The sequence below is a fragment of the uncultured Bacillus sp. genome, from assembly GCF_958411575.1.
Taxonomy (GTDB): domain Bacteria; phylum Bacillota; class Bacilli; order Bacillales; family Bacillaceae; genus Bacillus; species Bacillus spizizenii.
Genome location: NZ_CATYRA010000001.1, coordinates 228,696 through 250,986, shown reverse-complemented (window position 1 = coordinate 250,986; position 22,291 = coordinate 228,696). Strand labels below are relative to the sequence as shown.

Annotated in this window: 25 protein-coding genes; 12 read left to right on the top strand and 13 right to left on the bottom strand. The window is 43.0% G+C overall.

The features are described from left to right. The first annotated feature begins 518 nt into the window (after positions 1-518). From Q5C82_RS01195 to Q5C82_RS01180, 4 genes are all read left to right on the top strand, one after another. Positions 519-1,070, top strand: coding sequence for a hypothetical protein (locus Q5C82_RS01195; protein ID WP_003221752.1), 552 nt, complete (start codon positions 519-521; stop codon positions 1,068-1,070). Between the two features lie 76 nt (positions 1,071-1,146). Beyond that, positions 1,147-1,800, top strand: a complete 654-nt coding sequence (locus Q5C82_RS01190; RefSeq protein WP_003221750.1) for a hypothetical protein — start codon at positions 1,147-1,149, stop codon at positions 1,798-1,800. A gap of 212 nt (positions 1,801-2,012) precedes the next feature. Then, the gene (locus tag Q5C82_RS01185) at positions 2,013-2,504 is read left to right on the top strand and encodes a hypothetical protein (RefSeq protein ID WP_003221748.1); all 492 of its coding nucleotides are present in this window, start codon (positions 2,013-2,015) and stop codon (positions 2,502-2,504) included. A 56-nt stretch (positions 2,505-2,560) separates the two neighbouring features. Further along, positions 2,561-3,277, top strand: coding sequence for an endonuclease V (locus Q5C82_RS01180; RefSeq protein WP_003221746.1), 717 nt, complete (start codon positions 2,561-2,563; stop codon positions 3,275-3,277). A gap of 31 nt (positions 3,278-3,308) precedes the next feature. Here Q5C82_RS01180 and Q5C82_RS01175 read toward each other — a convergent pair whose 3' ends face one another. Then, entirely contained in the window at positions 3,309-4,175 is an 867-nt protein-coding gene (locus tag Q5C82_RS01175) for an AraC family transcriptional regulator (protein ID WP_003221744.1), read from the bottom strand. 157 nt (positions 4,176-4,332) lie between these two features. Here Q5C82_RS01175 and Q5C82_RS01170 point away from each other — a divergent pair, with 157 nt between their 5' ends. Beyond that, entirely contained in the window at positions 4,333-6,618 is a 2,286-nt protein-coding gene (locus Q5C82_RS01170; RefSeq protein WP_003221743.1) for a beta-L-arabinofuranosidase domain-containing protein, read from the top strand. 60 nt (positions 6,619-6,678) lie between these two features. On the opposite strand, the gene Q5C82_RS01165 is transcribed toward Q5C82_RS01170, so the two are convergent. Next, positions 6,679-7,560: a LysR family transcriptional regulator gene (locus Q5C82_RS01165; protein ID WP_003221741.1), complete on the bottom strand. Its 882-nt coding sequence runs from the start codon at positions 7,558-7,560 to the stop codon at positions 6,679-6,681. Positions 7,561-7,682: 122 nt separating this feature from the next. Here Q5C82_RS01165 and Q5C82_RS01160 point away from each other — a divergent pair, with 122 nt between their 5' ends. Both Q5C82_RS01160 and Q5C82_RS01155 read left to right on the top strand, forming a co-directional pair. Further along, positions 7,683-8,228, top strand: coding sequence for a flavodoxin family protein (locus Q5C82_RS01160; protein ID WP_003221738.1), 546 nt, complete (start codon positions 7,683-7,685; stop codon positions 8,226-8,228). After that, positions 8,225-8,446 carry a hypothetical protein gene (locus tag Q5C82_RS01155; RefSeq protein WP_003221736.1) on the top strand — a complete coding sequence of 74 codons (222 nt, stop codon included), beginning with the start codon at positions 8,225-8,227 and terminating at the stop codon, positions 8,444-8,446. The genes Q5C82_RS01160 and Q5C82_RS01155 overlap by 4 nt, the downstream gene beginning before the upstream one ends. A gap of 26 nt (positions 8,447-8,472) precedes the next feature. Here the strand turns inward: Q5C82_RS01155 and chrA are convergent, their stop codons facing one another. Genes chrA through chrS form a run of 3 tightly spaced genes read right to left on the bottom strand, consistent with a single transcriptional unit; the run spans position 8,473 to position 10,089 of the window. Then, positions 8,473-9,009 (bottom strand): chromate resistance efflux protein ChrA, encoded by a 537-nt coding sequence (chrA, locus tag Q5C82_RS01150; protein WP_003221734.1) that lies wholly within the window; start codon positions 9,007-9,009, stop codon positions 8,473-8,475. Further along, positions 9,006-9,599 (bottom strand): chromate efflux transporter subunit ChrB, encoded by a 594-nt coding sequence (chrB, locus tag Q5C82_RS01145; RefSeq protein ID WP_003221733.1) that lies wholly within the window; start codon positions 9,597-9,599, stop codon positions 9,006-9,008. The genes chrA and chrB overlap by 4 nt, the downstream gene beginning before the upstream one ends. 13 nt (positions 9,600-9,612) lie before the next feature. Beyond that, a complete protein-coding gene (chrS, locus tag Q5C82_RS01140) occupies positions 9,613-10,089 on the bottom strand; it encodes a chromate efflux transcriptional regulator ChrS (protein ID WP_003221731.1) in 477 nt (158 codons plus the stop codon). 214 nt (positions 10,090-10,303) lie between these two features. Between chrS and ggt the strand changes: the two genes are divergently transcribed. After that, positions 10,304-11,881, top strand: coding sequence for a gamma-glutamyltransferase (gene ggt / locus Q5C82_RS01135; RefSeq protein ID WP_003221729.1), 1,578 nt, complete (start codon positions 10,304-10,306; stop codon positions 11,879-11,881). A 4-nt stretch (positions 11,882-11,885) separates the two neighbouring features. On the opposite strand, the gene Q5C82_RS01130 is transcribed toward ggt, so the two are convergent. The 3 genes from Q5C82_RS01130 to Q5C82_RS01120 form a co-directional block, all read right to left on the bottom strand. Further along, positions 11,886-12,221: a DUF4181 domain-containing protein gene (locus tag Q5C82_RS01130; RefSeq protein WP_003221724.1), complete on the bottom strand. Its 336-nt coding sequence runs from the start codon at positions 12,219-12,221 to the stop codon at positions 11,886-11,888. Between the two features lie 162 nt (positions 12,222-12,383). Continuing rightward, positions 12,384-13,001, bottom strand: coding sequence for a flavin reductase family protein (locus Q5C82_RS01125; protein WP_003221723.1), 618 nt, complete (start codon positions 12,999-13,001; stop codon positions 12,384-12,386). Between the two features lie 170 nt (positions 13,002-13,171). Next, a complete protein-coding gene (locus Q5C82_RS01120; RefSeq protein ID WP_013308061.1) occupies positions 13,172-13,768 on the bottom strand; it encodes a hypothetical protein in 597 nt (198 codons plus the stop codon). A gap of 141 nt (positions 13,769-13,909) precedes the next feature. Between Q5C82_RS01120 and cotH the strand changes: the two genes are divergently transcribed. Continuing rightward, on the top strand, positions 13,910-15,001 hold the full coding sequence (gene cotH, locus Q5C82_RS01115; RefSeq protein ID WP_003219565.1) for a spore coat protein CotH: 1,092 nt from the start codon (positions 13,910-13,912) through the stop codon (positions 14,999-15,001). Between the two features lie 38 nt (positions 15,002-15,039). Here the strand turns inward: cotH and alsR are convergent, their stop codons facing one another. Beyond that, complete coding sequence (alsR, locus tag Q5C82_RS01110) at positions 15,040-15,927, bottom strand: acetoin biosynthesis transcriptional regulator AlsR (RefSeq protein WP_003219567.1); 888 nt, start codon at positions 15,925-15,927, stop codon at positions 15,040-15,042. A 159-nt stretch (positions 15,928-16,086) separates the two neighbouring features. Between alsR and alsS the strand changes: the two genes are divergently transcribed. From alsS to Q5C82_RS01095, 3 genes are all read left to right on the top strand, one after another. Beyond that, a complete protein-coding gene (alsS, locus tag Q5C82_RS01105; protein WP_003219569.1) occupies positions 16,087-17,799 on the top strand; it encodes an acetolactate synthase AlsS in 1,713 nt (570 codons plus the stop codon). Between the two features lie 61 nt (positions 17,800-17,860). Continuing rightward, positions 17,861-18,628, top strand: coding sequence for an acetolactate decarboxylase (gene budA, locus Q5C82_RS01100; protein ID WP_003219571.1), 768 nt, complete (start codon positions 17,861-17,863; stop codon positions 18,626-18,628). A gap of 98 nt (positions 18,629-18,726) precedes the next feature. Continuing rightward, entirely contained in the window at positions 18,727-19,254 is a 528-nt protein-coding gene (locus Q5C82_RS01095) for an NAD(P)H-dependent oxidoreductase (RefSeq protein WP_003219573.1), read from the top strand. A gap of 40 nt (positions 19,255-19,294) precedes the next feature. Here Q5C82_RS01095 and Q5C82_RS01090 read toward each other — a convergent pair whose 3' ends face one another. From Q5C82_RS01090 to rbsC, 4 genes are all read right to left on the bottom strand, one after another. Further along, the gene (locus tag Q5C82_RS01090; RefSeq protein WP_003219574.1) at positions 19,295-19,591 is read right to left on the bottom strand and encodes a DUF3892 domain-containing protein; all 297 of its coding nucleotides are present in this window, start codon (positions 19,589-19,591) and stop codon (positions 19,295-19,297) included. Between the two features lie 154 nt (positions 19,592-19,745). Then, positions 19,746-20,282: an SH3 domain-containing protein gene (locus tag Q5C82_RS01085; protein WP_003219576.1), complete on the bottom strand. Its 537-nt coding sequence runs from the start codon at positions 20,280-20,282 to the stop codon at positions 19,746-19,748. A gap of 109 nt (positions 20,283-20,391) precedes the next feature. After that, the gene (gene rbsB, locus Q5C82_RS01080; RefSeq protein WP_003219579.1) at positions 20,392-21,309 is read right to left on the bottom strand and encodes a ribose ABC transporter substrate-binding protein RbsB; all 918 of its coding nucleotides are present in this window, start codon (positions 21,307-21,309) and stop codon (positions 20,392-20,394) included. Positions 21,310-21,322: 13 nt separating this feature from the next. Next, complete coding sequence (gene rbsC, locus Q5C82_RS01075) at positions 21,323-22,291, bottom strand: ribose ABC transporter permease RbsC (RefSeq protein WP_003219581.1); 969 nt, start codon at positions 22,289-22,291, stop codon at positions 21,323-21,325.

Below are 22,291 nucleotides of genomic sequence, written 5' to 3'. Positions count from 1 at the left end.
AGAACGACTTATAGATCTGACCAATACAAAAGGTCGACATATCTAATTTAACGGATGTTATTTCTCCCAATATAGTTAAAGTAGACGATTGCTTAATTCTGGACCTAGAGTATGAGTTAACTGATAGTCCAACTATAAATTGGAATAGAACTTTGAAAATGTATGGTGACAAAACAGGGGATGAAGCATCCTGTAATAAGCTCTGCATAAACGATTATTTAGACTACAGTGATTTGTCCGATGAAGAGATTTTAATTTACGTCCTCAGGTTATGGATGGCTGGGAGCATCATTTAAATGAGAAATTTCCTAAAGGAGGATATTGAAGAAGAGTACGGAAACGAAGCTATCCTAGTAATAGAAATTAACTGTGATCATAAAATTTAATCGTAAAAGCAGGTGCGGTAAACTATCTGCTTTTATAGTTCTATTATAATTTGCGAAAGCAAGAGAATATCGCATTCGATCAATGTACAGATGTTGAAAAGGCCTTTGATAGGAACGGATTGTGGTTAAATCATGGAACATGGAATAAGATTTACTGTTGAAAACCTGGAGATAGGTGAATTGCTGCATCGTCTTTTAGTGAAGAGGGAATTAGACGAATGGTACAAAAACAAAAGTGCGGAAAAAATACAAGTTCCTCGAGAATTTAATCAAATAAAACACCTGAAAAAAATTGAAGTTAGAGATTTGAATAATCCATCTGGGGACATAACTATTCAACTACTTGATCTTTCTGGAGAAAATGGATTTCATTTAGAACAACAAATCAATATGAAAGTATCTAAATTGGTTCCTGTTTATGTACTAGATTATAGTTATTCCCTAAGACACGATTTAATTGATGGCGCTTATGATATTGTAGGGACCGCTGAATCTTTAGAATTCATTCAGGGAACGAACTATATCAATAAAATAATGCAAGAGAAAGGGTTTATCGAACTCAGTTATTTGTATGATTACTACGATACTGTGTATGAGTGGAGTGAATTGCCACATATACAGCCTTTCAACAGAAGATTAACATTAGGAGATGCCTTGTTTACTGATGTATTAGAATTGCTATAGTTAGAAACTTGCCGTGTTGTCATCGGCAAGTTTTTTTATAGATAGGATAACAATGTGGAGTACAAGGAGAAGCGAGATGAGCAGAGATCATATTTCTCAATTGCAGCCATTAAAAATCTGTGATGGCTGGTCTGTAGTACTGAACAATTTAAATTCAGAAAAAAGAACGGAGGAAGAATATGAACTACTAATACTGCAAAATGAAAAACGTAATGCCATTATTAAGGTACTACATCAAGATGATCAATACCATATCAAAGTGGTTGGCTTAAAAATAGATAAGATTTATGACGTAGAATCTTTTGATAAAATAGAACATGTATTAGAAGAGTTAGAATATCAAATCTGGAGTGTGGGAAGCGGGGTTTTAGAAGATTTGCAGCCGCTAACCCAACAGGTTCCCGATTTCTTAAGGCTAAAGATACCGGCTGGTTGGACTGTCGATTATATTACATTAAAAGATACTGACCCTAAAACATTAGAGGCAAGTGATGATGCTTGGTTATTTGACTTTAATCAGGATCTCCTGCAAATTTCTCATAAGGCTAAAAACTTGTTGCTTGATGTAGGGTGGTACCCAGAAGGGGATCCAACCGGTAATTATGGCATTGAACTTATAAAAAACGAAGATTGGGAAAATCCATTAGAAGAAATTATGTGTACGGAGCTTAAAGAATTAATTGCACAATTGGATCATATTTTTATGAGAGAAATGAAAAATGAATACTAATAACTGCAGGTAGTAATACTTGCCTTTCAACAGAAGATTAACATTAGGAGATACCTTGTTTACTGATGTATTAGAATTGCTATAGTTTAACCTTACCTTGTTGTCATCGATAGGTTTTTTAGAATGATGAAAGCACATTTAACAAGTGAAGTACAGTAGAAATAGCCAGTATGAGTTACAGTTAATCTTTTGGGAAGGGCGTATCATAAGTAATGAAACTTCGGAATTATCATTTAGTAGAAGAAGTTATTGATTTTTCAAAAACATTTAAACCTATAACATCAAATGATATCTGTTATTTTACTAAAATAATTAATGACAAAGAAAAAGCTAAATACCATGCATATGAAGAAGTATTTGGTGAAGATGAATATACGTGGAAAGATATAAAAGAAAATGAAATGAGTGAAGTATGGGGCGAAATTTACGAATTAAACGATGATCAAAAACCACAAGACTTAGACGTATTACTAGAAGTTTTTTCTGTAAATGTCAGAAGGGTTTCCGTTGAATTTAATATTTATTATGAAGATGTTGTAGCAGACCTGAATAATTGTGCAATCAATAGAGCGGTAAATGGGAACACACACAATTTTTTTGAAAAGCTTTTTGAAATTTATAAAGCGGGCTATTTTCCATGTGGATGGTATGGAGATTATCCTAATGGAAGTTTTATCGCCTTGAAAATAGATTCAAAGCCATAAAGAACATCTGAACAGAGAAAACTATTTTAGGAAGTAAAGAGAGGAAAACTAGTGAAATGAAAGTACATCAAATTCACGATTTTCATCTAAAAGATGAATCGGATTTTGTTCAAACACAACAATCCCTTAAACATAAAATCAACCTATCACCCTCCATCACTCCAGACTCCATCAACACCTGCGCAGGCGTCGACCTCGCTTATTGGGAGCAGGACGGCGAGCCGTATGGGGTGTGCAGCATTATCGTGATTGACGCCGATACGAAACAAGTCATTGAAAAAGTGCACAGCATGGGGAAAATCAGCGTGCCGTATGTGGCCGGATTCCTTGCGTTTCGTGAGTTGCCGCTGATCATTGAGGCGGCCAAAAAGCTGGAAACGGAGCCGGATCTGTTTTTGTTTGATGGCAACGGGTATCTGCATTACAACCATATGGGCGTTGCCACCCATGCGGCTTTTTTTCTCGGTAAGCCGACAATTGGGATTGCGAAAACCTATCTCAAAATCAAAGGCTGTGATTTCGTGATGCCTGAAAATAAAGTTGGAGCATATACCGATATTATCATTGACGGCGAGGTATATGGACGGGCACTGCGGACGCGGCGGGACGTGAAGCCTATCTTCTTGTCTTGCGGAAATCATATTGATTTAGAAAGCAGCTATCAGATTACGATGAGCCTGATCAATCAAGAAAGCAGGCTGCCGATCCCTGTCCGTCTTGCTGACCTAGAAACACATGTCTTGCGAACGTTCTATCAGAAAAATCACGCATAACACTTGCAGGCCCGGAACTGCAAGTGTTTTTTTATTGATTCCTGTATATTTCACTTATATATACAGACGGGGACACTCCGGTCACTCGTTTGAACACTCTGCTGAAATAATAAGGATTAGAAAAGCCTAATGCGCTGCTGACTTCGGTTACGTTTAAGTTGCTAGTTTTGAATAGATCAATTGCCTGTGCAATCAGCAGTTCATTTTTATAAGCTGTTATGCTTTTCCCGGTTTGCTTTTTGAAGAGGGAGGAAAGGTAGGCATAATTCATTTCTAAAGCATCCTCAAAATCTCTGCTGACCAGCTTTGCATGCTTGTTACGGTGCAGAAATTCAATGATTCGGCTGATAACCCTTGACGAGCTTGTGCCGGCCTGACTGTTTATCGCATTGCTATACAGATCAATGAAGAATTGATAGGTGAGAGAACACGCTTGGAGCGCCCTGAAAGCACTTGGTGATTCAAAGGCATGAATAATGCTGCTCAGCTGTTTTTCTGTGTACTCACGCTGAGAGACAGAACCGCTTTTCGGAAAGGTTAATTGCGATGAATAGATACTGTCGAGAAGGATTGGTGAATTGTGAAATGGAGAAAACTCCTCCTCCTCATTCAAGGAAGGTTCGGCATAAAAATGAATATAGTACCATTCGGTGCCGGGTGTATAAAAATCGCCTCCCCAATGCGGTGTATTGTTCTTAAGAAAAAGATATCCCCCCGCCTGAATGCGGTACTCGTTTTCGTTCTCAAATACATGGATTGCACCTTGTTTTACGTAAAAAAATACGCTGATTCTATCCATCGTCCTGTCAGGATGACGTAAAGTCCCTTTTGTATCCTTCATATGTCCGGCCTCACGGATCTTAGGGAGATGATTGGCTTGGAGTTTTACTTTATACATGGCTTCACCATCTTTCGCTATTCTTATCTCCAGTGTAACGGTTCAATCTAAAAAAAGGATATGTTTTTGATAAATATTGAATTCACATCCCATATCATCATTTGGATAATGAAAGCATCACCACGAATGATGAAACGTGATAGGGGGAGATCAAAAAATGAAAGATGTAACATTATTAAAAGGCATGTTTTATGATTCTCAGATGAAAGGGAAGGAATATTTGCTTTTTTTGGATGTAGACCGTCTTTTGGCTCCTTGTTATGAGGCTGTATCACAGACGCCTAAAAAACCACGCTACGGCGGGTGGGAGGCAAAGGAGATTGCCGGGCATTCGATCGGTCATTGGCTGTCCGCTGCATCAGCCATGTACCAGGCTTCCGGAGATGAAAAGCTGAAAAGGAAAGCAGAGTACGCAGTGAATGAGCTGAGTCATATCCAACAATTTGATGAAGAGGGATATATAAGCGGTTTCTCCAGGGCGTGTTTTGATGAGGTGTTCAGCGGTGATTTTCGGGTGGACCACTTTAGTCTGGGAGGTTCTTGGGTGCCGTGGTACAGCCTCCATAAACTGTTTGCGGGATTAATAGATACGTATCGGCTAACCGGCAATCAGACGGCTTTACGAGTCGTCGTCAAGCTGGCTGATTGGGCAAAAAAGGGACTGGATCGTCTGACGGACGAGCAATTTCAGCGTATGCTGATATGTGAACATGGCGGAATGAATGAGGCGATGGCCGATCTTTATATATTGACGAAAAACAAATCATACCTTGACCTTGCAGAACGTTTCTGTCATCGTGCCATTCTTCAGCCTCTGGCAGAGGGGAAGGATGAGCTTGAAGGAAAGCATGCCAATACCCAAATTCCAAAGGTGATCGGAGCCGCCAAGCTGTACGATATTACTGGTAATGAAGCATATAGAAATCCCGCGCTCTTCTTTTGGGAACAGGTTGTATATCAGCGTTCCTACGCAATTGGCGGCAACAGTATTGGAGAGCATTTCGGAGCGGAAGGCAGCGAGGAGTTAGGGGTGACGACCGCAGAAACGTGCAATACGTATAACATGCTGAAGTTGACTGGGCATTTATTCCGGTGGTTTCACGAAGCGAGATTTACGGATTACTATGAGAATGCGCTTTATAATCACATTCTTTCTTCCCAAGATCCCGAATCAGGCATGAAAACCTATTTTGTTTCCACACAGCCGGGGCATTTCAAGGTGTATTGTTCACCGGAAGATTCTTTTTGGTGCTGTACCGGCACCGGAATGGAAAACCCCGCGCGCTATACGCAGAATATTTACCATTTAGACCAAGACGATCTGTATGTGAATTTATTTATTCCTTCACAAATAAACGTACGCGAAAAACAAATGATCATCACACAGGAAACCTCTTTTCCAGCAGCGAATAAAACCAAACTGGTTGTGAAAAAAGCAGACGGCGTGCCTATGACACTCCAAATTCGTATTCCTTATTGGACGAATGGCAGCCTTAAAGCTGTGGTTAATGGAAAACGAGTTCAATCGGTTGAGAAAAATGGGTACCTTGCTATTCACAAACATTGGAACACAGGAGATTGTATTGAGATTGATCTGCCGATGAAACTCCACATCTATCAAGCGAAGGATGATCCTAAAAAAAGCGTTCTGATGTATGGGCCGGTTGTATTGGCAGGAGCACTAGGGAGAGAGGACTTCCCTGAAACAGATATACTTGCTGATCATCTCGCCCTTAATAACCATCCGTTAATTGATGTCCCTGTGTTGGTTGCGGATCAGGGTCAGTTGGATCAGTGGGTGAAGTGTATAGATAAAACATCACTCGTTTTTCAAACGAAACCGATTGGCCAGCCTGGGAATAAAGAAATCACATTCATGCCGTTCTACAATGTGCATCATCAGCGGTATTCCGTTTACTGGTATGTGATGACTGAAAAGGAATATCTTGATTTTACAGATGAAGAAAAAGAAAAGCAGGAAATTATCAGGCGAATAACCGTTGATGCCGTTCAGCCGAATGAACAACAGCAGGAGATAGAACATCACCTGAAAAAAGAAAACTCTTACTCCGGTTACGCAAGTATCGTTCATAGAGGCTGGCGAGACAGCAGAGGAGATGGTTTTTTCAGTTATGAGATGAAAACAGAGCCGAGCCAACCCATGTATTTGCTGGTCACTTATTTTGGAAGTGATGATACCTTTCAATCGGAGGAACAAACGTACGAAAGAAATTTTGAGATCATGATAGATGATCAACTACTGGCCAGACAGCAGCTAAAGGCACATCACCCAGGAAGGCTTTTTGATGTATGTTATGACATTCCAGTTGCATATACGAAAGGAAAAGAGAGAGTAACTGTCACGTTCAAATCCAGTGAGGGAACAGCAGCCGGCGGAGTGTTTGGGGTAAGGATGATTAAGGAAAAAATGGTTTTACATTGAATGCATCGATATGCATTGTTTGTTCACTCAAAAACTTGCGACCCATGGGCCGCAAGTTTTTTATTTGAATGTTTTTCGCGTCAAATCGATAAAAGCCTTTAATGGCGCAGACATCCACTTGTCCTTATGCCATGCTAATTGAGTAAAAACGGGGCAACCGTTCTGCCAATTGAGTTCTTTCATCCGGCCTGCTGCAATATCATCTTTTACTGTCATGTCAGGCAAGATTCCAATACCAAGTCCGGCCATCACGCATTGTTTGATGGCTTCTATGCTGACAAATTCTAATTTGTTAGGATAGACACCGGAGTCATGTAAAGTGTTCTCAAAGAGCGTGCGGTACGAGCAACCGTCTTCTGTCAGCAGAAGGGTTTCGTTTTGAAGATCCTTCAATGTTACTGGTAAATCTGCCGGAAAAGGATGGTCTTTAGCAGCCACCATTTTGATCTCATCCTGAATCAACGATTCAACGTGCAAAGCGTCGTCCGGCCGGTTTACATCCAAGATGAAGGTGATATCAAGCTGGCCCTGTAAGAGCTGTTCTTTCGCTTGCTCGTTTGAGATATACGGTTTGAATATGAGCTTTACTTGGGGAAAAGCCTGTTTAAATTCTTTTATGATAGGCGGAAGTCGGTAGGTGCACTGGCTTTCCGTCGCCCCGATTTTCAAAGTTCCTGTTGTTTCTCTTACTTGATTTGTGGCCATTTTTGCCTCTTCTGTTAAAATAATAATCTTCTCTGCATAGGATTTGAATGTTTTGCCGGCTTCTGTCAGGAAAAGCCGCTTGCCGAGCCGTTCAAATAAAGGAGTCCCGATTTCTTCTTCAAGTGATTTGATCTGGGAGGTAACGCTTGATTGTGCATAATTAAGAATCTTGGCGGTAAGGGTGAAGTTTACATGTTCTGCCGCCGTAATAAAGGTGATCAGCTGCTTCAATTCCACCTGTTCTCTTCCTTTCTAAATCGGTTTTACCGATAGAATTAATCGAAATAATCATCTGTATTGATTGGTGAATCCATTATATGATGAAGAAAATCATTCGTAAACAAAGGAGCAGATGTATTATGAAAATTGTGGTTATTAACGGCGGAACGCGGTCTGGCGGAAATACGGATATTATCGCGGAGAAGGCTGTTCAGGGATTCGATGCGGAACACATTCATTTGCGTAAATATCAGATCCAGCCAATTGAAGATCATCGTCACACTCAAGACGGCTTCAGCCCTGTTCATGATGACTACGATTCTATCATTGAGCGGATATTGCCCTGCGATATTCTCCTATTCGCTACTCCAATTTATTGGTTCGGCATGTCAGGAACGTTAAAGCTATTTATTGATCGCTGGTCACAGACGTTGAGAGATCCCCGTTTTCCTAATTTTAAACAGCAAATCTCAGCGAAGCAGGCATATGTGACAGCAGTGGGCGGAGATAATCCAAAAATAAAGGGGCTGCCGCTAATTCAGCAATTTGAACATATTTTTGATTTTATGGGACTGCCCTTTAAAGGCTATGTGCTGGGAGAAGGCAATCGTCCCGGCGATATTCTTCGTGATCATCAGGCGCTGTCCGCTGCGAGCCGCTTACTGAAAAGAAGCAATGTTATATGAAGTTTTTGCTGTCGGTCATTGCTGGCATGTTGATTCTTGCATTCTTTTTATTTTGGAAGGTCCAGCCTTCTGATTGGCTACAGATTGAAACGAATTCGCCTCAGGTTAAGCAATCTGTAAGAATGGCAGGAAGTACGCTGCAAATCAAGCACATCATCAAGGATGATGCAGGCAAAGAAACAATGGCCATATCGAACGGTATTTCGGGTCCAAAATAAAAAAGCACCTGTCCAGGTGCTTTTTTCTATAAATGAGGAATGACAAGGCCGCCATATAAAAATGCCGCGATAATCAGAAATGCCGGATGCATCTTGAATTTAGTCATGGCTAGGAGTGAAATCCCCGCAATCACTATAGATTGGACCCACCCGATGGCATTGATGCCGTCTGCGCCGATTTGCCAGGTAAGAATGAGCATCATGACAGCGATGACAGGCTGAACGGACAACGTCATGCCTTTGATGACGGGTGATTGGCGGAAGCGCTGAATGATGCGCAGCAGAACGATCAATGCAAGCGCCGATGGTACGACGGTTGCGATCAGCGCTATCAGGAAGCCGGGCCACCCGCCTGCGCTGTAGCCGACATACGCGGCGATTTTGGTTGCGATCGGGCCCGGCAATGCGTTCGCAAGTGCGAGCATGTTTGAGAATTGGTCGTTTGAGAGCCAGTTGTATCTGTTTACGACTTCTTCAAACATCAGCGGGATAGACGCAGGTCCGCCGCCATATCCGAGTAGGTTTGCGATAAAAAACGCCATAAATAAATAGATCGATATCATGAGGCTGACATTCCTTTATCTTTTGAATGTTTATTTGTGATTTTGTCTTTCAGTTTAAAATGAAACGCGCCGTACGCTAAGAAAATGATAATGACAAGCCCGGGATTGATCTGTAACGTTTGCAGGCCGATAAAAGCGATAATAAAAAACAGGATACCGGTGACCCAGCCGAAACCTTTAAGTGCTTTTTGGCCAAACTCGTACGCCATAATGCCAAGCATTACCGCAATCACTGGCGTTACGGCACCAATCATCCCGGCAACAACTGCTGAATGGCTTAAGACATTTACAGCCGCAAACAAGCCCACCATCGCAAGACATGTAGGCAGAATATGGGCGAGTGTCGCCACGATTGCGCCTAACGTGCCTTTTAGCTTGAAGCCTAGATACGCAGCCATTTTTGTAGCAATCGGTCCGGGAAGCGCATTAGCGATCGCTAATATTTCTCCGAATTCATCATCATCAATCCATTTATATTTATTGACCGCTTCATGGCGGATCAGCGGAATCACGGAAGGTCCGCCGCCGAACCCTAGTATGCCGGTGCGCACCATTGCAGCCGTCATATCCCGATAAGGATGGTTTTTCATTCGTTTCTCTCCTTTACAGCTTCATTCCCATACGGCTTTTGTATCGTTTGATCAGCATCTGGCAATCAACACTGACGACGCCTCGAAGCGGATACAGCCGTTTTGTTAAAAACTCTTCCATTTCTTGATCGTTGGCAAAGATCCCATGCATATGCAGCTTGCTCGGGCCTGTCATGTGATAAAGGCTGGTGACCGCAGCCTCTTCCTCAAGCTTGAGAGCGACCTCTTCTAAAAATTGCGGCTCTACCTCGACATTGAAAAACACGGATACATGGTTGCCGATTTTAGCGGGATTGATGACCGCTGTGAATTTTTCAATGACGCCTGCTTCAATGAGCTGATTGATCCGAGCTTGGACGGCAACCCTTGATAAATCGACTCTCTTGCCAAGATCCGTATAAGAAATTCTTCCTTCTTCATGCAAAATGGTGAGGATTTGTTTGTCGATCTCATCAAGTACAAGGTTGGGGATTTGGTATTCGTTGCTCATTTGCTCCACCTGCTTTCGTAAGCCTTTTAGACTTCATTTTATCATAAAAGTTACGTTTCGAATGATAATTTTTTCAGTTGCTTTCAAAATGAATAAAAAAGTGTTTTTCTGTTTGCGAAATGGAGAAAGTTCGTCAGCTTTTCTGTCGAGTGAGTAGATGTGAAAAATCAAGCTCTCTATACTGAAGAAAATCTCTTGATAAAGGGGACTTGTAATGAACAAATCTATCATCGGTACAAAACAAATGGTCGTCAGTCCGCATTATCTTGCTTCTCAAGCCGGAAACCGAATACTGGACAAGGGAGGAAACGCGTTTGACGCCGCCGTTGCTGTGAGTGCTTGTCTGGCAGTTGTGTATCCGCATATGACGGGGCTTGGCGGGGATTCCTTTTGGCTGACCTTTCATCAGGAAACAAAGTCGGTAAGAGTCTACAATGGCAGCGGCCGTTCAGGAAAAAATGTAACGAGAGATGTATATAAGGGAAAAAGCGCGATTCCGCTAAGGGGAATCGACAGTGCCATTACCGTTCCGGGGATGGTTGATAGCTGGGATGCGGTACTGAAGAAGTACGGACGTATGTCCCTTGCAGACGTGTTGGAGCCCGCTCGCGACTATGCCGAAAATGGTTTTCCAGTATCAGCTGATCAGTGCCGTCACACAGAAACGAACCTTGAACTGCTGGCCTCCACGCCTTACACGGCCGACATCTTCACGAGATGCGGAAAAGCGCCTGTCCCGGGCGAGCGGTTTGTGCAAAAAGAGCTTGCAGAGAGTTTGAACATGATTGCCGAAAAAGGAAGAAGTGCATTCTATGAAGGAGATATTGCTCAGCGGATTGTCTCGTATTTACAGCATAACGGCAGCTACATGACACTCGATGATTTTAAAGCACATCGGGGCGAGTGGGCGGAGCCTGTCTCAAGTGATTACCGAGGGTACAGTGTGTACCAGGCGCCGCCAAATTCTCAGGGATTTACTGGTTTATTAACATTGAACATTCTGGAAAACTATGATTTCACCCAAATCGAACACGGTTCATTTGAGTATTATCACGTACTTGTGGAGGCATTGAAAAAGAGTTTCCTAGATCGGAATGCCGTCCTGACTGATCCGGCATTTGCGGACATCCCGCTTGAAAGGCTTTTGGACAAAAGTTATGCGAAACAATTGGCGGAAGAAATCGGCTATTTGGCAGAACCGGCGGAAAGCAGGCCAGTAGGAAGTGATACTGCATATGCGGCCGTCATCGATGCGGATGGCAACGCAGTTTCTTTCATTCAAAGCCTGTACTTTGAATTTGGCTCGGCAGTCACTGCTGGTGATACAGGCATATTACTGCAAAACCGGGGGTCATTTTTCTCATTGGATAAAAATCATGTCAATACGCTTGAACCGAGAAAGCGCAGCTTCCATACGCTGATGCCGGCTATGGCCTGCAAAGACGGAAAACCGAAAGTCCTCTACGGCACACAAGGCGGCGAAGGCCAGCCGCAGACCCAGACGGCCATGATTACCCGAATGCTGGACTACGGAATGCATCCTCAGCAAGCAATCAGTGAACCGCGCTGGGTATGGGGCAGAACGTGGGGAGAGGAATATGAAGGTCTTAGAGTCGAGGGCAGATTCACAAAGGAAACCATTGAAAAGCTGAAAGACAGCGGACATCTCGTGGAGGTTGTCGGTGACTATGATCCGCTGATGGGACACGCAGCAGCAATCAAAGTTGATGAGGAAGGCTTTCTCCAAGGCGGAGCCGACCCGCGGGGAGACGGAGCGGCAGTGGGGGTTTGAATAACTAGAGGAGACAAATATAAATCAAAAGGGCAGACATGAGGGAGACCTCTATCATATGGTACATATACTGTTTATCTTCAGGTCTATAATTCCATTCCATAAAAATACGAAGTAAGTCAATCACAATAAAAAATAATAGAAGCATATATTCAACTGGGAAAAAGGAGAGTGAAAACACAAATACAATAAGTAAAATGATTTCGGTCCATTTGTGTGTATTGCTGACATGCTTATACCGCCAGCCGGATTTATCAATACCAAATTTTTTCTTTATATAAAATTGAGAAGCAGTGCTGATGGTAATAGCGACCAGCATTAATATCCAAAAGTTTGTCATTCCAATCCCTCCTAATCTATATACGGCGGGAAAAGGAAAAATGTTTCATAAAAGAACACCCGGGTTTTCTCCGGGTGTTCTTTTAACTATATTTTTCTTCATGATTTTTTGTGATTATAAGGTCTTTTTGACTAGTTTCTTCTATTTAAATAGTCCTTCTGTTCAGCTGGGACGAATCAGCGTAAATTCTTCACCGAGCTTCGCATAGTGGTTACCCGCCAATCTTGAGGCAGGCTTTAATTCATCTGTCAAAACATAGCCTTTTTCTGCATCATACACCTTTTCATCGAGGTGGAAGCAGACGACTCTCCCGATAAGCAGATCCGCTGTAGTGACGCCTTGGTCATTGTCGAACGTCATATGCCGCTCTAATGTACATTCAAAGCGGATGCGTGCTTCTTTAATGCCGGGAACTGAAACAGTTTTGCTTTCGATGGGATGAAGCGAGGTACGTGTGAGCTCGCTTTCGTCAGGATCTAAGCTTGCCGCCGTTTCATTGATGTCTTCAATGATGGCTTCATCACTGACATGAACGACAAATTCTCCGTTCTCCACTGCGTTTCGGGCTGTATCTTTTTGGCGTCCTCCAGCCCTGTTAACAGAAACACTGAGAAGCGGAGGATCTGAGCTGACAACGTTATAAAAACTGAAAGGCGCTGCATTTACCGCTCCGCTTGACGAAAGGGTGGTTACAAATGCAATGGGACGGGGGATGACAGCACCCGACAATAGCTTGTATGTGTCCTTGGCACTAAGCTGATCCGCTTGAAATATGTACATAGCAACAACCGCCTTTATCGTAGGATACCTTGATTATAACGAAATGGTTTCAAGGAAACCAAATGATGTGGGTTGCATATGTTATGTCATGACATATATCTAATACAGGGGAAATGTAAAAATAGGCTTCCGTACATCTGCCGGCAGCCTATTGAAAATGAAATCTTAGATTATTTGTATTTCTTTTTGACTACCCAGCAATTGCCGTCTTTCCAGAATTCTTTTTTGCTGTGATAATCATCCTCTTTTTTGTAGTGATGGTGGTGATGCGGTTTTTTGTAGTACTTTTTATGGGATTTTTTCTTATGGGAACAATATGATTTTTTGTGTGTGCGGCATGATTTCTTATAGCTGCGATATTTTTTGTAAGAACGGTAAGATTTTTTGTAGCTGCGAGATTTTTTGTGAGAACAGTATGATTTTTTGTAGCTGCGAGATTTTTTGTGAGAACAGTATGACTTTTTGTAGCTGCGAGATTTCTTGTGAGAGCAATATGATTTTTTGTAGCTGCGAGATTTTTTGTGAGAGCAGTATGACTTTTTGTAGCTGCGAGATTTTTTGTGAGAGCAGTATGATTTTTTGTGGCTGCGAGATTTTTTGTGAGAGCAGTATGATTTTTTGTGGCTGCGAGATTTTTTGTGAGAGCGGTGCGACTTTTTATGGCTGCGTTTTTTTCCATGAGGCTCTTGGTATAAATAATCTTTTAAACCTTCTTTTTTTGCGGATTTCACCGCTTCTTTGATGTCAGAATGGGAATAGTGGCCCAATTTGAAATCCTCCTTTTAAAAGTGATTTTAAGGACGAAGATCCTTATTACCCTCATAGTACGCGCAGTTTTAAAAAGTGTATAAGTGTTCCGCTGAGATCACACAAAAATAAAAGCCTAAAATTTGTGAGGGGGAATATGGATGAAGAATCAATCCAATTTGCCGCTTTATCAGCTGTTTGTTCATCCAAAAGATTTGCGTGAATTAAAAAAAGATATATGGGACGATGATCCGGTGCCGGCTGTCATGAAGGTAAATCAAAAAAGGCTGGATATTGATATTGCTTACCGGGGATCACATATTAGAGACTTCAAAAAGAAGTCATACCATATTTCCTTTTATCAGCCGAAAACATTCCGCGGCGCCCGCGAGGTTCACCTGAATGCAGAATATAAAGATCCTTCCATGATGAGAAACAAATTGTCATTGGATTTTTTCTCAGAGCTTGGGACGCTGTCTCCAAAGGCAGAGTTTGTGTTTTTAAAGGTGAATGGGAAGAATGAAGGGGTTTATCTTGAACTTGAATCCGTCGATGAATTTTATTTAGCGAAAAAGAAGTTGGCGGACGGGGCGGTTTTTTACGCGGTTGATGATGATGCTAATTTCTCTCTGATGAGCGATTTGGAAAGGGAAACGAAGACGTCGCTTGAGCTTGGATATGAAAAGAAGACTGGGACTGAGGAAGACGATTTTTATTTACAGGATATGATTTTTAAAATTAATACTGTCCCTAAAGCCCAGTTTAAATCTGAAGTGACAAAGCATGTGGATGTCGATAAGTATTTGCGCTGGCTCGCCGGCATTGTATTCACCTCAAACTATGACGGATTTGTCCACAACTACTCGTTGTACAGAAGCAGTGAAACCGGATTATTTGAGGTGATTCCTTGGGATTATGATGCGACTTGGGGCAGGGATATCCATGGGGAGCGGATGGCTGCCGATTATGTAAGAATTCAAGGATTTAATACACTAACCGCCCGGATTTTGGATGAACCCGATTTTCGCAAGTCTTACAAGCAACTGTTAGAAAAAACGCTCCAATCTCTTTTTACAATAGAATATATGAAACCGAAAATAATGGCGATATATGAGCAGATTAGACCGTTTGTCCTGATGGACCCATATAAAAAGAACGATATTGAGCGTTTTGACCGTGAGCCGGATGTGATTTGCGAATATATAATAAAAAGAGCTGATTACCTCAAAAGTGAGCTTTATCTTTTATCCTGACGATAAACGGGCGGATTCCGGAGAACGGAGCGCCTTTTTTATTTCCGTTCATTTAACGATTTGGATATATCCACAAATTGCCTCAGTACAGGGTTTTGGCTGTCTTTTCGATATGCGATGATCCATTCTGCTTTGAGTTGAAAATGATCAACGCTGCGATATGTGACATCCAGGTTAAACAGCCGTCTTGCAGAGGATGGGACAATGGTAATGCCGATGCCCGCTGTCACCAGCCCGATCACCATTTGATATTCTGTCGCTTCTTGAACGATATTCGGCACAAAACCTGCGTCTTCACAGAGTTGAATAAAGTCGGTATATAGCGTAGGCCACGCTTCTTTGGATAGGGTGATGATCGGTTCCTTTTCCAAATCTGTAATGTCAATAGATTCTTTTAAGGCAAGCGGATGCTGTTTCGGCAATGCGAGGATGCATGGACTGCTCTGGGTTGTCTCTATTTGCAGCTCTGGATGCTCTAACGGCGGATGGAGAATGCCGATATCGATATTTCCCTTGAGCAATTCCTCCTGCTGCCGGTAAGAAGCGATTTCTTTCAGTTCAATTTTCACAGAGGGGAATTTTTTACGGTATTCCCGGATGATCGGCGGCAGAAATTCATATGTAGCTGATCCGACAAAACCTATAACAAGATGGCCATGTTCGCCGCGAGCCGTCCGCTGGGCGAGTTCAATTCCTTGGCCAATTTGCATCAAAGCTGATCGGCAGTGATTTAAAAAGATTTCGCCGGCCGCCGTTAGCTCGACAAATCGTTTTGTCCTCTTCAGAAGCGTCACCCCGACTTCTTCTTCCAGCTGTTTGATCTGCTGGCTGAGAGGAGGCTGTGTCATGTTCAGCCGCCGCGCAGCTTTTCCGAAATGAAGCTCTTCGGCTACTGCGATAAAGTATTGAAGATGGCGAAGCTCCATTCAATATGCATTCCTTTCCATAGGTTAATAATTCGTAATACATATTAATCATAAGGCGAATCGATATTGGAGGTCAATTTCCAAAGAGTGTATAGTGAAACATATCACAAGAAATATTTAAAATTTTATGTTTAAAATGCATAATAAGGAGTGAGGGTGTTGACAAAAGCAACAAAAGAACAAAAATCCCTTGTGAAAAGCAGAGGGGCGGAGCTTGTTGTTGATTGCTTAGCGGAGCAAGGTGTCACACATGTATTTGGCATTCCAGGTGCAAAAATTGATGCGGTATTTGACGCTTTACAAGATAAAGGGCCTGAAATTATCGTTGCCCGGCATGAACAAAATGCAGCATTTATGGCGCAAGCAGTCGGCCGTTTAACTGGAAAACCGGGAGTCGTGTTAGTCACATCAGGACCAGGTGCTTCGAACTTGGCAACAGGACTGCTGACAGCAAACACTGAAGGTGACCCTGTCGTTGCGCTTGCTGGGAACGTGATCCGTGCAGATCGTTTAAAACGGACACATCAATCTTTGGATAATGCGGCGCTATTCCAGCCGATTACAAAATACAGTGTAGAAGTTCAAGATGTAAAAAATATACCGGAAGCTGTTACAAATGCGTTTAGGATAGCGTCAGCAGGGCAGGCTGGGGCCGCTTTTGTGAGTTTTCCGCAAGATGTTGTGAATGAAGTCACAAATACAAAAAACGTACGTGCTGTCGCAGCGCCAAAACTTGGTCCCGCAGCAGATGACGCAATCAGTATGGCCATTGCAAAAATTCAAACAGCAAAACTTCCTGTCGTTTTAGTCGGCATGAAGGGCGGAAGACCGGAAGCGATTAAAGCGGTTCGCAAGCTATTGAAAAAAGTGCAGCTTCCATTCGTTGAAACATATCAAGCTGCCGGTACTCTTACGAGAGATTTAGAGGATCAGTATTTTGGCCGGATCGGTTTATTCCGCAACCAGCCTGGCGATCTGCTGCTTGAGCAGGCTGATGTTGTTCTGACAATCGGCTATGACCCAATTGAATATGATCCGAAATTCTGGAATGTCAATGGAGACCGGACGATCATCCATTTAGACGAGATTCTGGCTGACATTGATCATGCTTACCAGCCGGATCTTGAACTGATCGGTGATATTCCATCTACGATCAATCATATCGAACACGATGCTGTGAAAGTAGACTTTGCGGAACGTGAGCAGAAGATCCTTTCTGATTTAAAACAATATATGCATGAGGGTGAGCAGGTGCCTGCAGATTGGAAATCAGACAGAGTGCATCCTCTTGAAATCGTTAAAGAATTGCGAAACGCAGTCGATGATCATGTTACAGTGACTTGCGATATCGGTTCACACGCGATTTGGATGTCACGTTATTTCCGCAGCTACGAGCCGTTAACATTAATGATTAGTAACGGTATGCAAACACTCGGCGTTGCGCTTCCTTGGGCAATCGGCGCTTCATTGGTGAAACCGGGAGAAAAAGTAGTATCAGTCTCCGGTGATGGCGGTTTCTTATTCTCAGCTATGGAATTAGAGACAGCAGTTCGTTTAAAAGCACCAATTGTACACATTGTATGGAACGACAGCACATATGACATGGTTGCATTCCAGCAATTGAAAAAATATAATCGTACATCTGCGGTCGATTTCGGAAATATCGATATCGTGAAATACGCGGAAAGCTTCGGAGCAACTGGCTTACGCGTAGAATCACCAGACCAGCTGGCAGATGTTCTGCGTCAAGGCATGAACGCTGAGGGGCCTGTCATCATTGATGTCCCGGTTGACTACAGTGATAACGTTAATTTAGCAAGTGACAAGCTTCCGAAAGAATTCGGGGAACTTATGAAAACGAAAGCTCTCTAGCACTCTGCGCATCACGACACTGTTTGATGAACAGCACTAAACAAAAGGAGTGAAGGGAATTATGAAACGCGAAAGCAACATTCAAGTGCTCAGCCGCGGCCAAAAAGATCAGCCTGTGAGCCAGATTTATCAAGTATCAACAATGACTTCTCTATTAGACGGGGTATATGACGGGGATTTTGAACTGTCAGAGATCCCAAAATACGGAGACTTCGGTATCGGAACCTTTAACAAGCTTGACGGAGAGCTGATTGGGTTTGACGGCGAATTTTACCGTCTTCGTTCAGATGGAACTGCGACACCGGTCCAAAACGGGGACCTTTCTCCGTTCTGTTCATTTACATTCTTTACACCGGACATGACGCACAAAATTGATGCGAAAATGACACGTGAAGAGTTTGAAAAAGAGATCAACAGCATTCTGCCAAGCAAAAACTTATTTTACGCTATCCGCATTGACGGATTGTTTAAAAAAGTGCAGACAAGAACGGTAGAACTGCAAGAAAAACCTTACGTGCCGATGGTTGAAGCGGTCAAAACGCAGCCGATTTTCAACTTCGACAACGTGAGAGGAACGATCGTAGGTTTCTTAACACCAGCTTATGCAAACGGAATCGCCGTTTCTGGTTATCACCTGCACTTTATTGACGAAGGACGCAATTCAGGCGGACACGTTTTTGACTATGTGCTTGAGGATTGCACGGTTACGATTTCTCAAAAAATGAACATGAATCTCAGACTTCCGAATACAGCGGATTTCTTTAATGCGAATTTGGATAATCCTGATTTTGCTAAAGATATCGAAACAACTGAAGGAAGCCCTGAATAAAGAACAAAAGAAAGCCCTTTTGTGCAGGGCTTTCTTTTTATTTGGCTCTTTTCCTGATTTTAGATAAAATAACGTCAAAAGGGTAAAGGTGTGGTCTGATGAAAATATTGGTTTTGGCAGTTCATCCTCATATGGAAACCTCAGTTGTGAATAAGGCATGGACAGAGGAATTGAGTCAACATGACAATATCACAGTACGGGAGCTTTATAAAGAATACCCGAATGAAGCGATAGATGTTGCGAAGGAGCAGCAGCTGTGCGAGCAATACGACCGGATTGTCTTCCAATTTCCGTTTTATTGGTACAGCTCTCCGCCGCTCTTAAAAAAATGGCAGGATCTTGTGCTGACTTACGGCTGGGCCTTTGGTTCAGAAGGAAACGCCTTGCACGGCAAGGAGCTGATGCTGGCTGTATCAACAGGGAGCGAAGCGGAAAAATATCAGGCGGGCGGAGCAAATCATTACTCGATCAGTGAGCTTTTGAAACCATTTCAGGCCACGAGTAATCTGATCGGCATGAAATACCTGCCACCATATGTGTTCTATGGCGTGAATGATGCAACTGCAGAGGATATCTCTCTCAGTGCAAAACGGTTAGCCGAATACATCCAGAAGCCTTTCGCTTAAAAGAAAGCCCTGTCCGGCATGCGGCAGGGCTTTTTCATGATTAAAAGTCCGGCAGCTCGGACAGGTTATTTTCCTTTAAACCGTCCGGTTCACTTCGTAAAATGTCACGCCCGTATTTATGGAAGACATCAACATGAGCGAGCTTTCCTGCTTTTGCTTCTGACAGCGCAGTGGGATAGTCGAGCTCTCTTCCTGTGTTCGTTTTTACTGCGATAATATTGTCTTCCTCATTTCTTCTGACTGCAATAATTTCTTCTTTTCCAGATGGAACATCCTCCTGATCGGCAGTTGTTTGCCTGGCTTTATACGATTCATATGCTGCTTCGAATTGATCCATATTTACACCTCCATTTTTAACGTGAACAAAAATGTCGATGATCATGTATGGTTTCGACACGGCATACGACAATATTTCCTGAGAAATATCGCGGGGATGTGACAATTCAATCCACGATAAAAGGGATTCCGCATAAACACGGAATCCCTTTCAGTTATTTTGTCATGTGTAAGTCCTTTGTTTTCATATAACCTGTCGCACCGCCGTAATCAACGAATACCCGATCAAAATCAAAACCGCCTTTTTTCGTTTTACTCCAGCCTAAAAAAGAAACGCTTGTCTCTGCTGGAAGAGTCTTGATGCTTTTTCCTTCAGCGGATGTATATACTTTCGTTTTTGTTTTGGTTTTTACTGTTGTAGCTGCTTTTACAATGTAATGAGTGGAGACAAAGCCTGTTTTGCCGTTTTTATAATGAACCTTTGCCCAGTCAGCGTTTGCGAAGGAAATCAGTTTTAAGCTGTCGCCCAAGTGCAGCGTATCGGCTTTCTGGCTTGATGCGGAAGCCTTCGTTCTGACATGTAACGCCTCTGCTGACACCAAATAAGAATCAATCGGATAACTGTATAAATCATCAATGCTTACCGTTGTTTCTGGCTGTTGTGCATGGATCGTGTTTGCGCCCCCTGTAGAAGCAGCAGTCATTCCAGCTGCAAGTGCTAAAGTTGATAGTATTTTTGTTGTTTTGTTCATTTCGTTCCTCTCCTCACGTAAGAGAAATAACTCACTCTATATCCCTATTCACGTTTTCACAGATTCCTAAACATCAAAAAGGATCAGATAAAAATCTGATCCGTGGCAGTTATTTTTGTGTTTCTAGTTTGAGAGGTGCGGATATTGATTTTTTCACTTTTTTTCCGTGCAAAATGTCATCTGCTGCTTCTGTAGCCAGTTTACCGATCAATTCAGGCTGCTGAGCGACGGTGGCTGAGAGCTTTCCATCTTTAATGGAAGCGAGCGCATCTTTATTGCCGTCAAAACCAATCACTAAAATATCTTTTCCTGTGCTGTTAATTGCCTCAAGAGCACCGAGCGCCATTTCATCATTGTGAGCAAAAACAGCTTGGATATCCGGATGTCCCTGCAACAGGTTTTCCATGACAGTCAGGCCTTTGGTGCGGTCAAAGTCGGCTGATTGTTTTGTGACAACGTCGAGCTCTTGATCTGCGATGTTATGAAATCCTGAGCCCCGTTCCCGTGTGGCAGATGCGCCGGGCACGCCTTCAAGCTCTGCCACCTTTGCACCTTTTCCAAGTTTGTCAGCAATAAATTCAGCAGCCATTTCACCGCCTTTTACATTATCGGAAGCAACGAGGGTTTCAACTTTTCCTTGTTCGGCGGAACGATCGATTGTTACGACGGGCACACCGACTGCGTTTGCAGATTGTACTGCCGTTGAGATCGCCGAAGAATCAGTCGGGTTGATTAACAATGCATCTACACCTTGCTGAATTAAGTCTTCCACATCACTCGTCTGTTTCGATGAATCATTTTGTGCATCGACAATGATAACTTTCATTCCCCGTTTTTTAGCTTCTTTTTCGATGCCCTTTTTTAATGAGACAAAAAAGGGATTATTAAGCGTTGAGACGGACAAGCCGATGGTGAATTCCTTTTTGTTGCCTGAATTTGTCGGCTTCGCCCATTGGGGGGGCTCAAGCGAACAGGCAGCTAATAAAAACAATGATAACGTTAAAATGACGGATACAGCCTTTTTCATGTGAAAAAACCTCCTATGCTGACTTTTTGCGATCTAATAATACCGCAATTAAGATGACAATCCCTTTGACAACCAGCTGATAAAACGATGAGACGCCAAGCAGGTTGAGCCCGTTATTCAGTGTGCCGATGATCAGCACCCCGATTAACGTACCGATAATGCGACCGCGGCCGCCGGAAAGACTTGTTCCGCCTAAGACGACCGCCGCGATAGCATCCAGTTCGTACGATTCTCCGGCAGTCGGCTGTGCTGAATGCAGACGGGAAGTCAATATCGCACCGGCAAGAGCGGATAAAAGCCCGGCTAAAGAATAGATCATCACTTTCACGCGCGTCACTTTAATGCCTGAAATGAACGCGGCTTTTTCATTGCCTCCGATTGCGTACGTTCGGCGGCCGAACGGTGTTTTATGAAGAAGCACCCAAAGGATGACAAAGGCAAGAACCATCGTAATCGCCGGTACAGGAATCCCTAAAAAGTAACCGCGTCCGAACAGCTGAAAAGCGTAGTTTGTGCCAAGTCCGGTAATCGGATTTCCGTCTGTATACACAAGCGTCAGCCCGCGAAATACAGTCATGGTCGCAAGCGTAGCGATAAAGGGCGCCATTTTTCCTTTTGTGATCAATAGTCCGTTGATCATCCCGAGTACGGCACCAATGATACAGCCAAGGATGATCGCGAGAACCGGATCGACACCGGATACAATCATCCCCGCAACTAAAGCGCTGGATAGGGCAAGAATAGCGCCGACAGAAAGATCAATGCCGCCTGTTAAAATCACAAAGGTCATGCCGAACGCGATTAATCCGTTAATGGCGACCTGGCGAAGCAGGTTTAAAATATTCAGCGGTTCAAGAAAGCTGGGATTTAAAATAGATACAATGATAACGAGAATAAATAAACCGAGAAACGGGCCGAGTTTTTGCATGACTCCGTCGAAGTGAATCCGTTTTTGTTCTGTTTGCAGTTGTTCCGTTTTCAT

Coding starts and splice junctions, on each gene's coding strand:
- rbsB (WP_003219579.1), bottom strand. CDS start 21,309: ATGAAAAAGGCTGTATCCGTCATTTTAACGTTATCATTGTTTTTATTA.
- Q5C82_RS01095 (WP_003219573.1), top strand. CDS start 18,727: ATGAAAATATTGGTTTTGGCAGTTCATCCTCATATGGAAACCTCAGTT.
- Q5C82_RS01170 (WP_003221743.1), top strand. CDS start 4,333: ATGAAAGATGTAACATTATTAAAAGGCATGTTTTATGATTCTCAGATG.
- chrA (WP_003221734.1), bottom strand. CDS start 9,009: ATGATATCGATCTATTTATTTATGGCGTTTTTTATCGCAAACCTACTC.
- Q5C82_RS01175 (WP_003221744.1), bottom strand. CDS start 4,175: ATGTATAAAGTAAAACTCCAAGCCAATCATCTCCCTAAGATCCGTGAG.
- Q5C82_RS01160 (WP_003221738.1), top strand. CDS start 7,683: ATGAAAATTGTGGTTATTAACGGCGGAACGCGGTCTGGCGGAAATACG.
- Q5C82_RS01185 (WP_003221748.1), top strand. CDS start 2,013: ATGAAACTTCGGAATTATCATTTAGTAGAAGAAGTTATTGATTTTTCA.
- Q5C82_RS01155 (WP_003221736.1), top strand. CDS start 8,225: ATGAAGTTTTTGCTGTCGGTCATTGCTGGCATGTTGATTCTTGCATTC.
- alsR (WP_003219567.1), bottom strand. CDS start 15,927: ATGGAGCTTCGCCATCTTCAATACTTTATCGCAGTAGCCGAAGAGCTT.
- budA (WP_003219571.1), top strand. CDS start 17,861: ATGAAACGCGAAAGCAACATTCAAGTGCTCAGCCGCGGCCAAAAAGAT.
- Q5C82_RS01190 (WP_003221750.1), top strand. CDS start 1,147: ATGAGCAGAGATCATATTTCTCAATTGCAGCCATTAAAAATCTGTGAT.
- Q5C82_RS01130 (WP_003221724.1), bottom strand. CDS start 12,221: ATGACAAACTTTTGGATATTAATGCTGGTCGCTATTACCATCAGCACT.
- Q5C82_RS01085 (WP_003219576.1), bottom strand. CDS start 20,282: ATGAACAAAACAACAAAAATACTATCAACTTTAGCACTTGCAGCTGGA.
- chrB (WP_003221733.1), bottom strand. CDS start 9,599: ATGAAAAACCATCCTTATCGGGATATGACGGCTGCAATGGTGCGCACC.
- Q5C82_RS01090 (WP_003219574.1), bottom strand. CDS start 19,591: ATGGATCAATTCGAAGCAGCATATGAATCGTATAAAGCCAGGCAAACA.
- Q5C82_RS01125 (WP_003221723.1), bottom strand. CDS start 13,001: ATGTACATATTTCAAGCGGATCAGCTTAGTGCCAAGGACACATACAAG.
- rbsC (WP_003219581.1), bottom strand. CDS start 22,291: ATGAAAACGGAACAACTGCAAACAGAACAAAAACGGATTCACTTCGAC.
- cotH (WP_003219565.1), top strand. CDS start 13,910: ATGAAGAATCAATCCAATTTGCCGCTTTATCAGCTGTTTGTTCATCCA.
- ggt (WP_003221729.1), top strand. CDS start 10,304: ATGAACAAATCTATCATCGGTACAAAACAAATGGTCGTCAGTCCGCAT.
- Q5C82_RS01195 (WP_003221752.1), top strand. CDS start 519: ATGGAACATGGAATAAGATTTACTGTTGAAAACCTGGAGATAGGTGAA.
- Q5C82_RS01180 (WP_003221746.1), top strand. CDS start 2,561: ATGAAAGTACATCAAATTCACGATTTTCATCTAAAAGATGAATCGGAT.
- chrS (WP_003221731.1), bottom strand. CDS start 10,089: ATGAGCAACGAATACCAAATCCCCAACCTTGTACTTGATGAGATCGAC.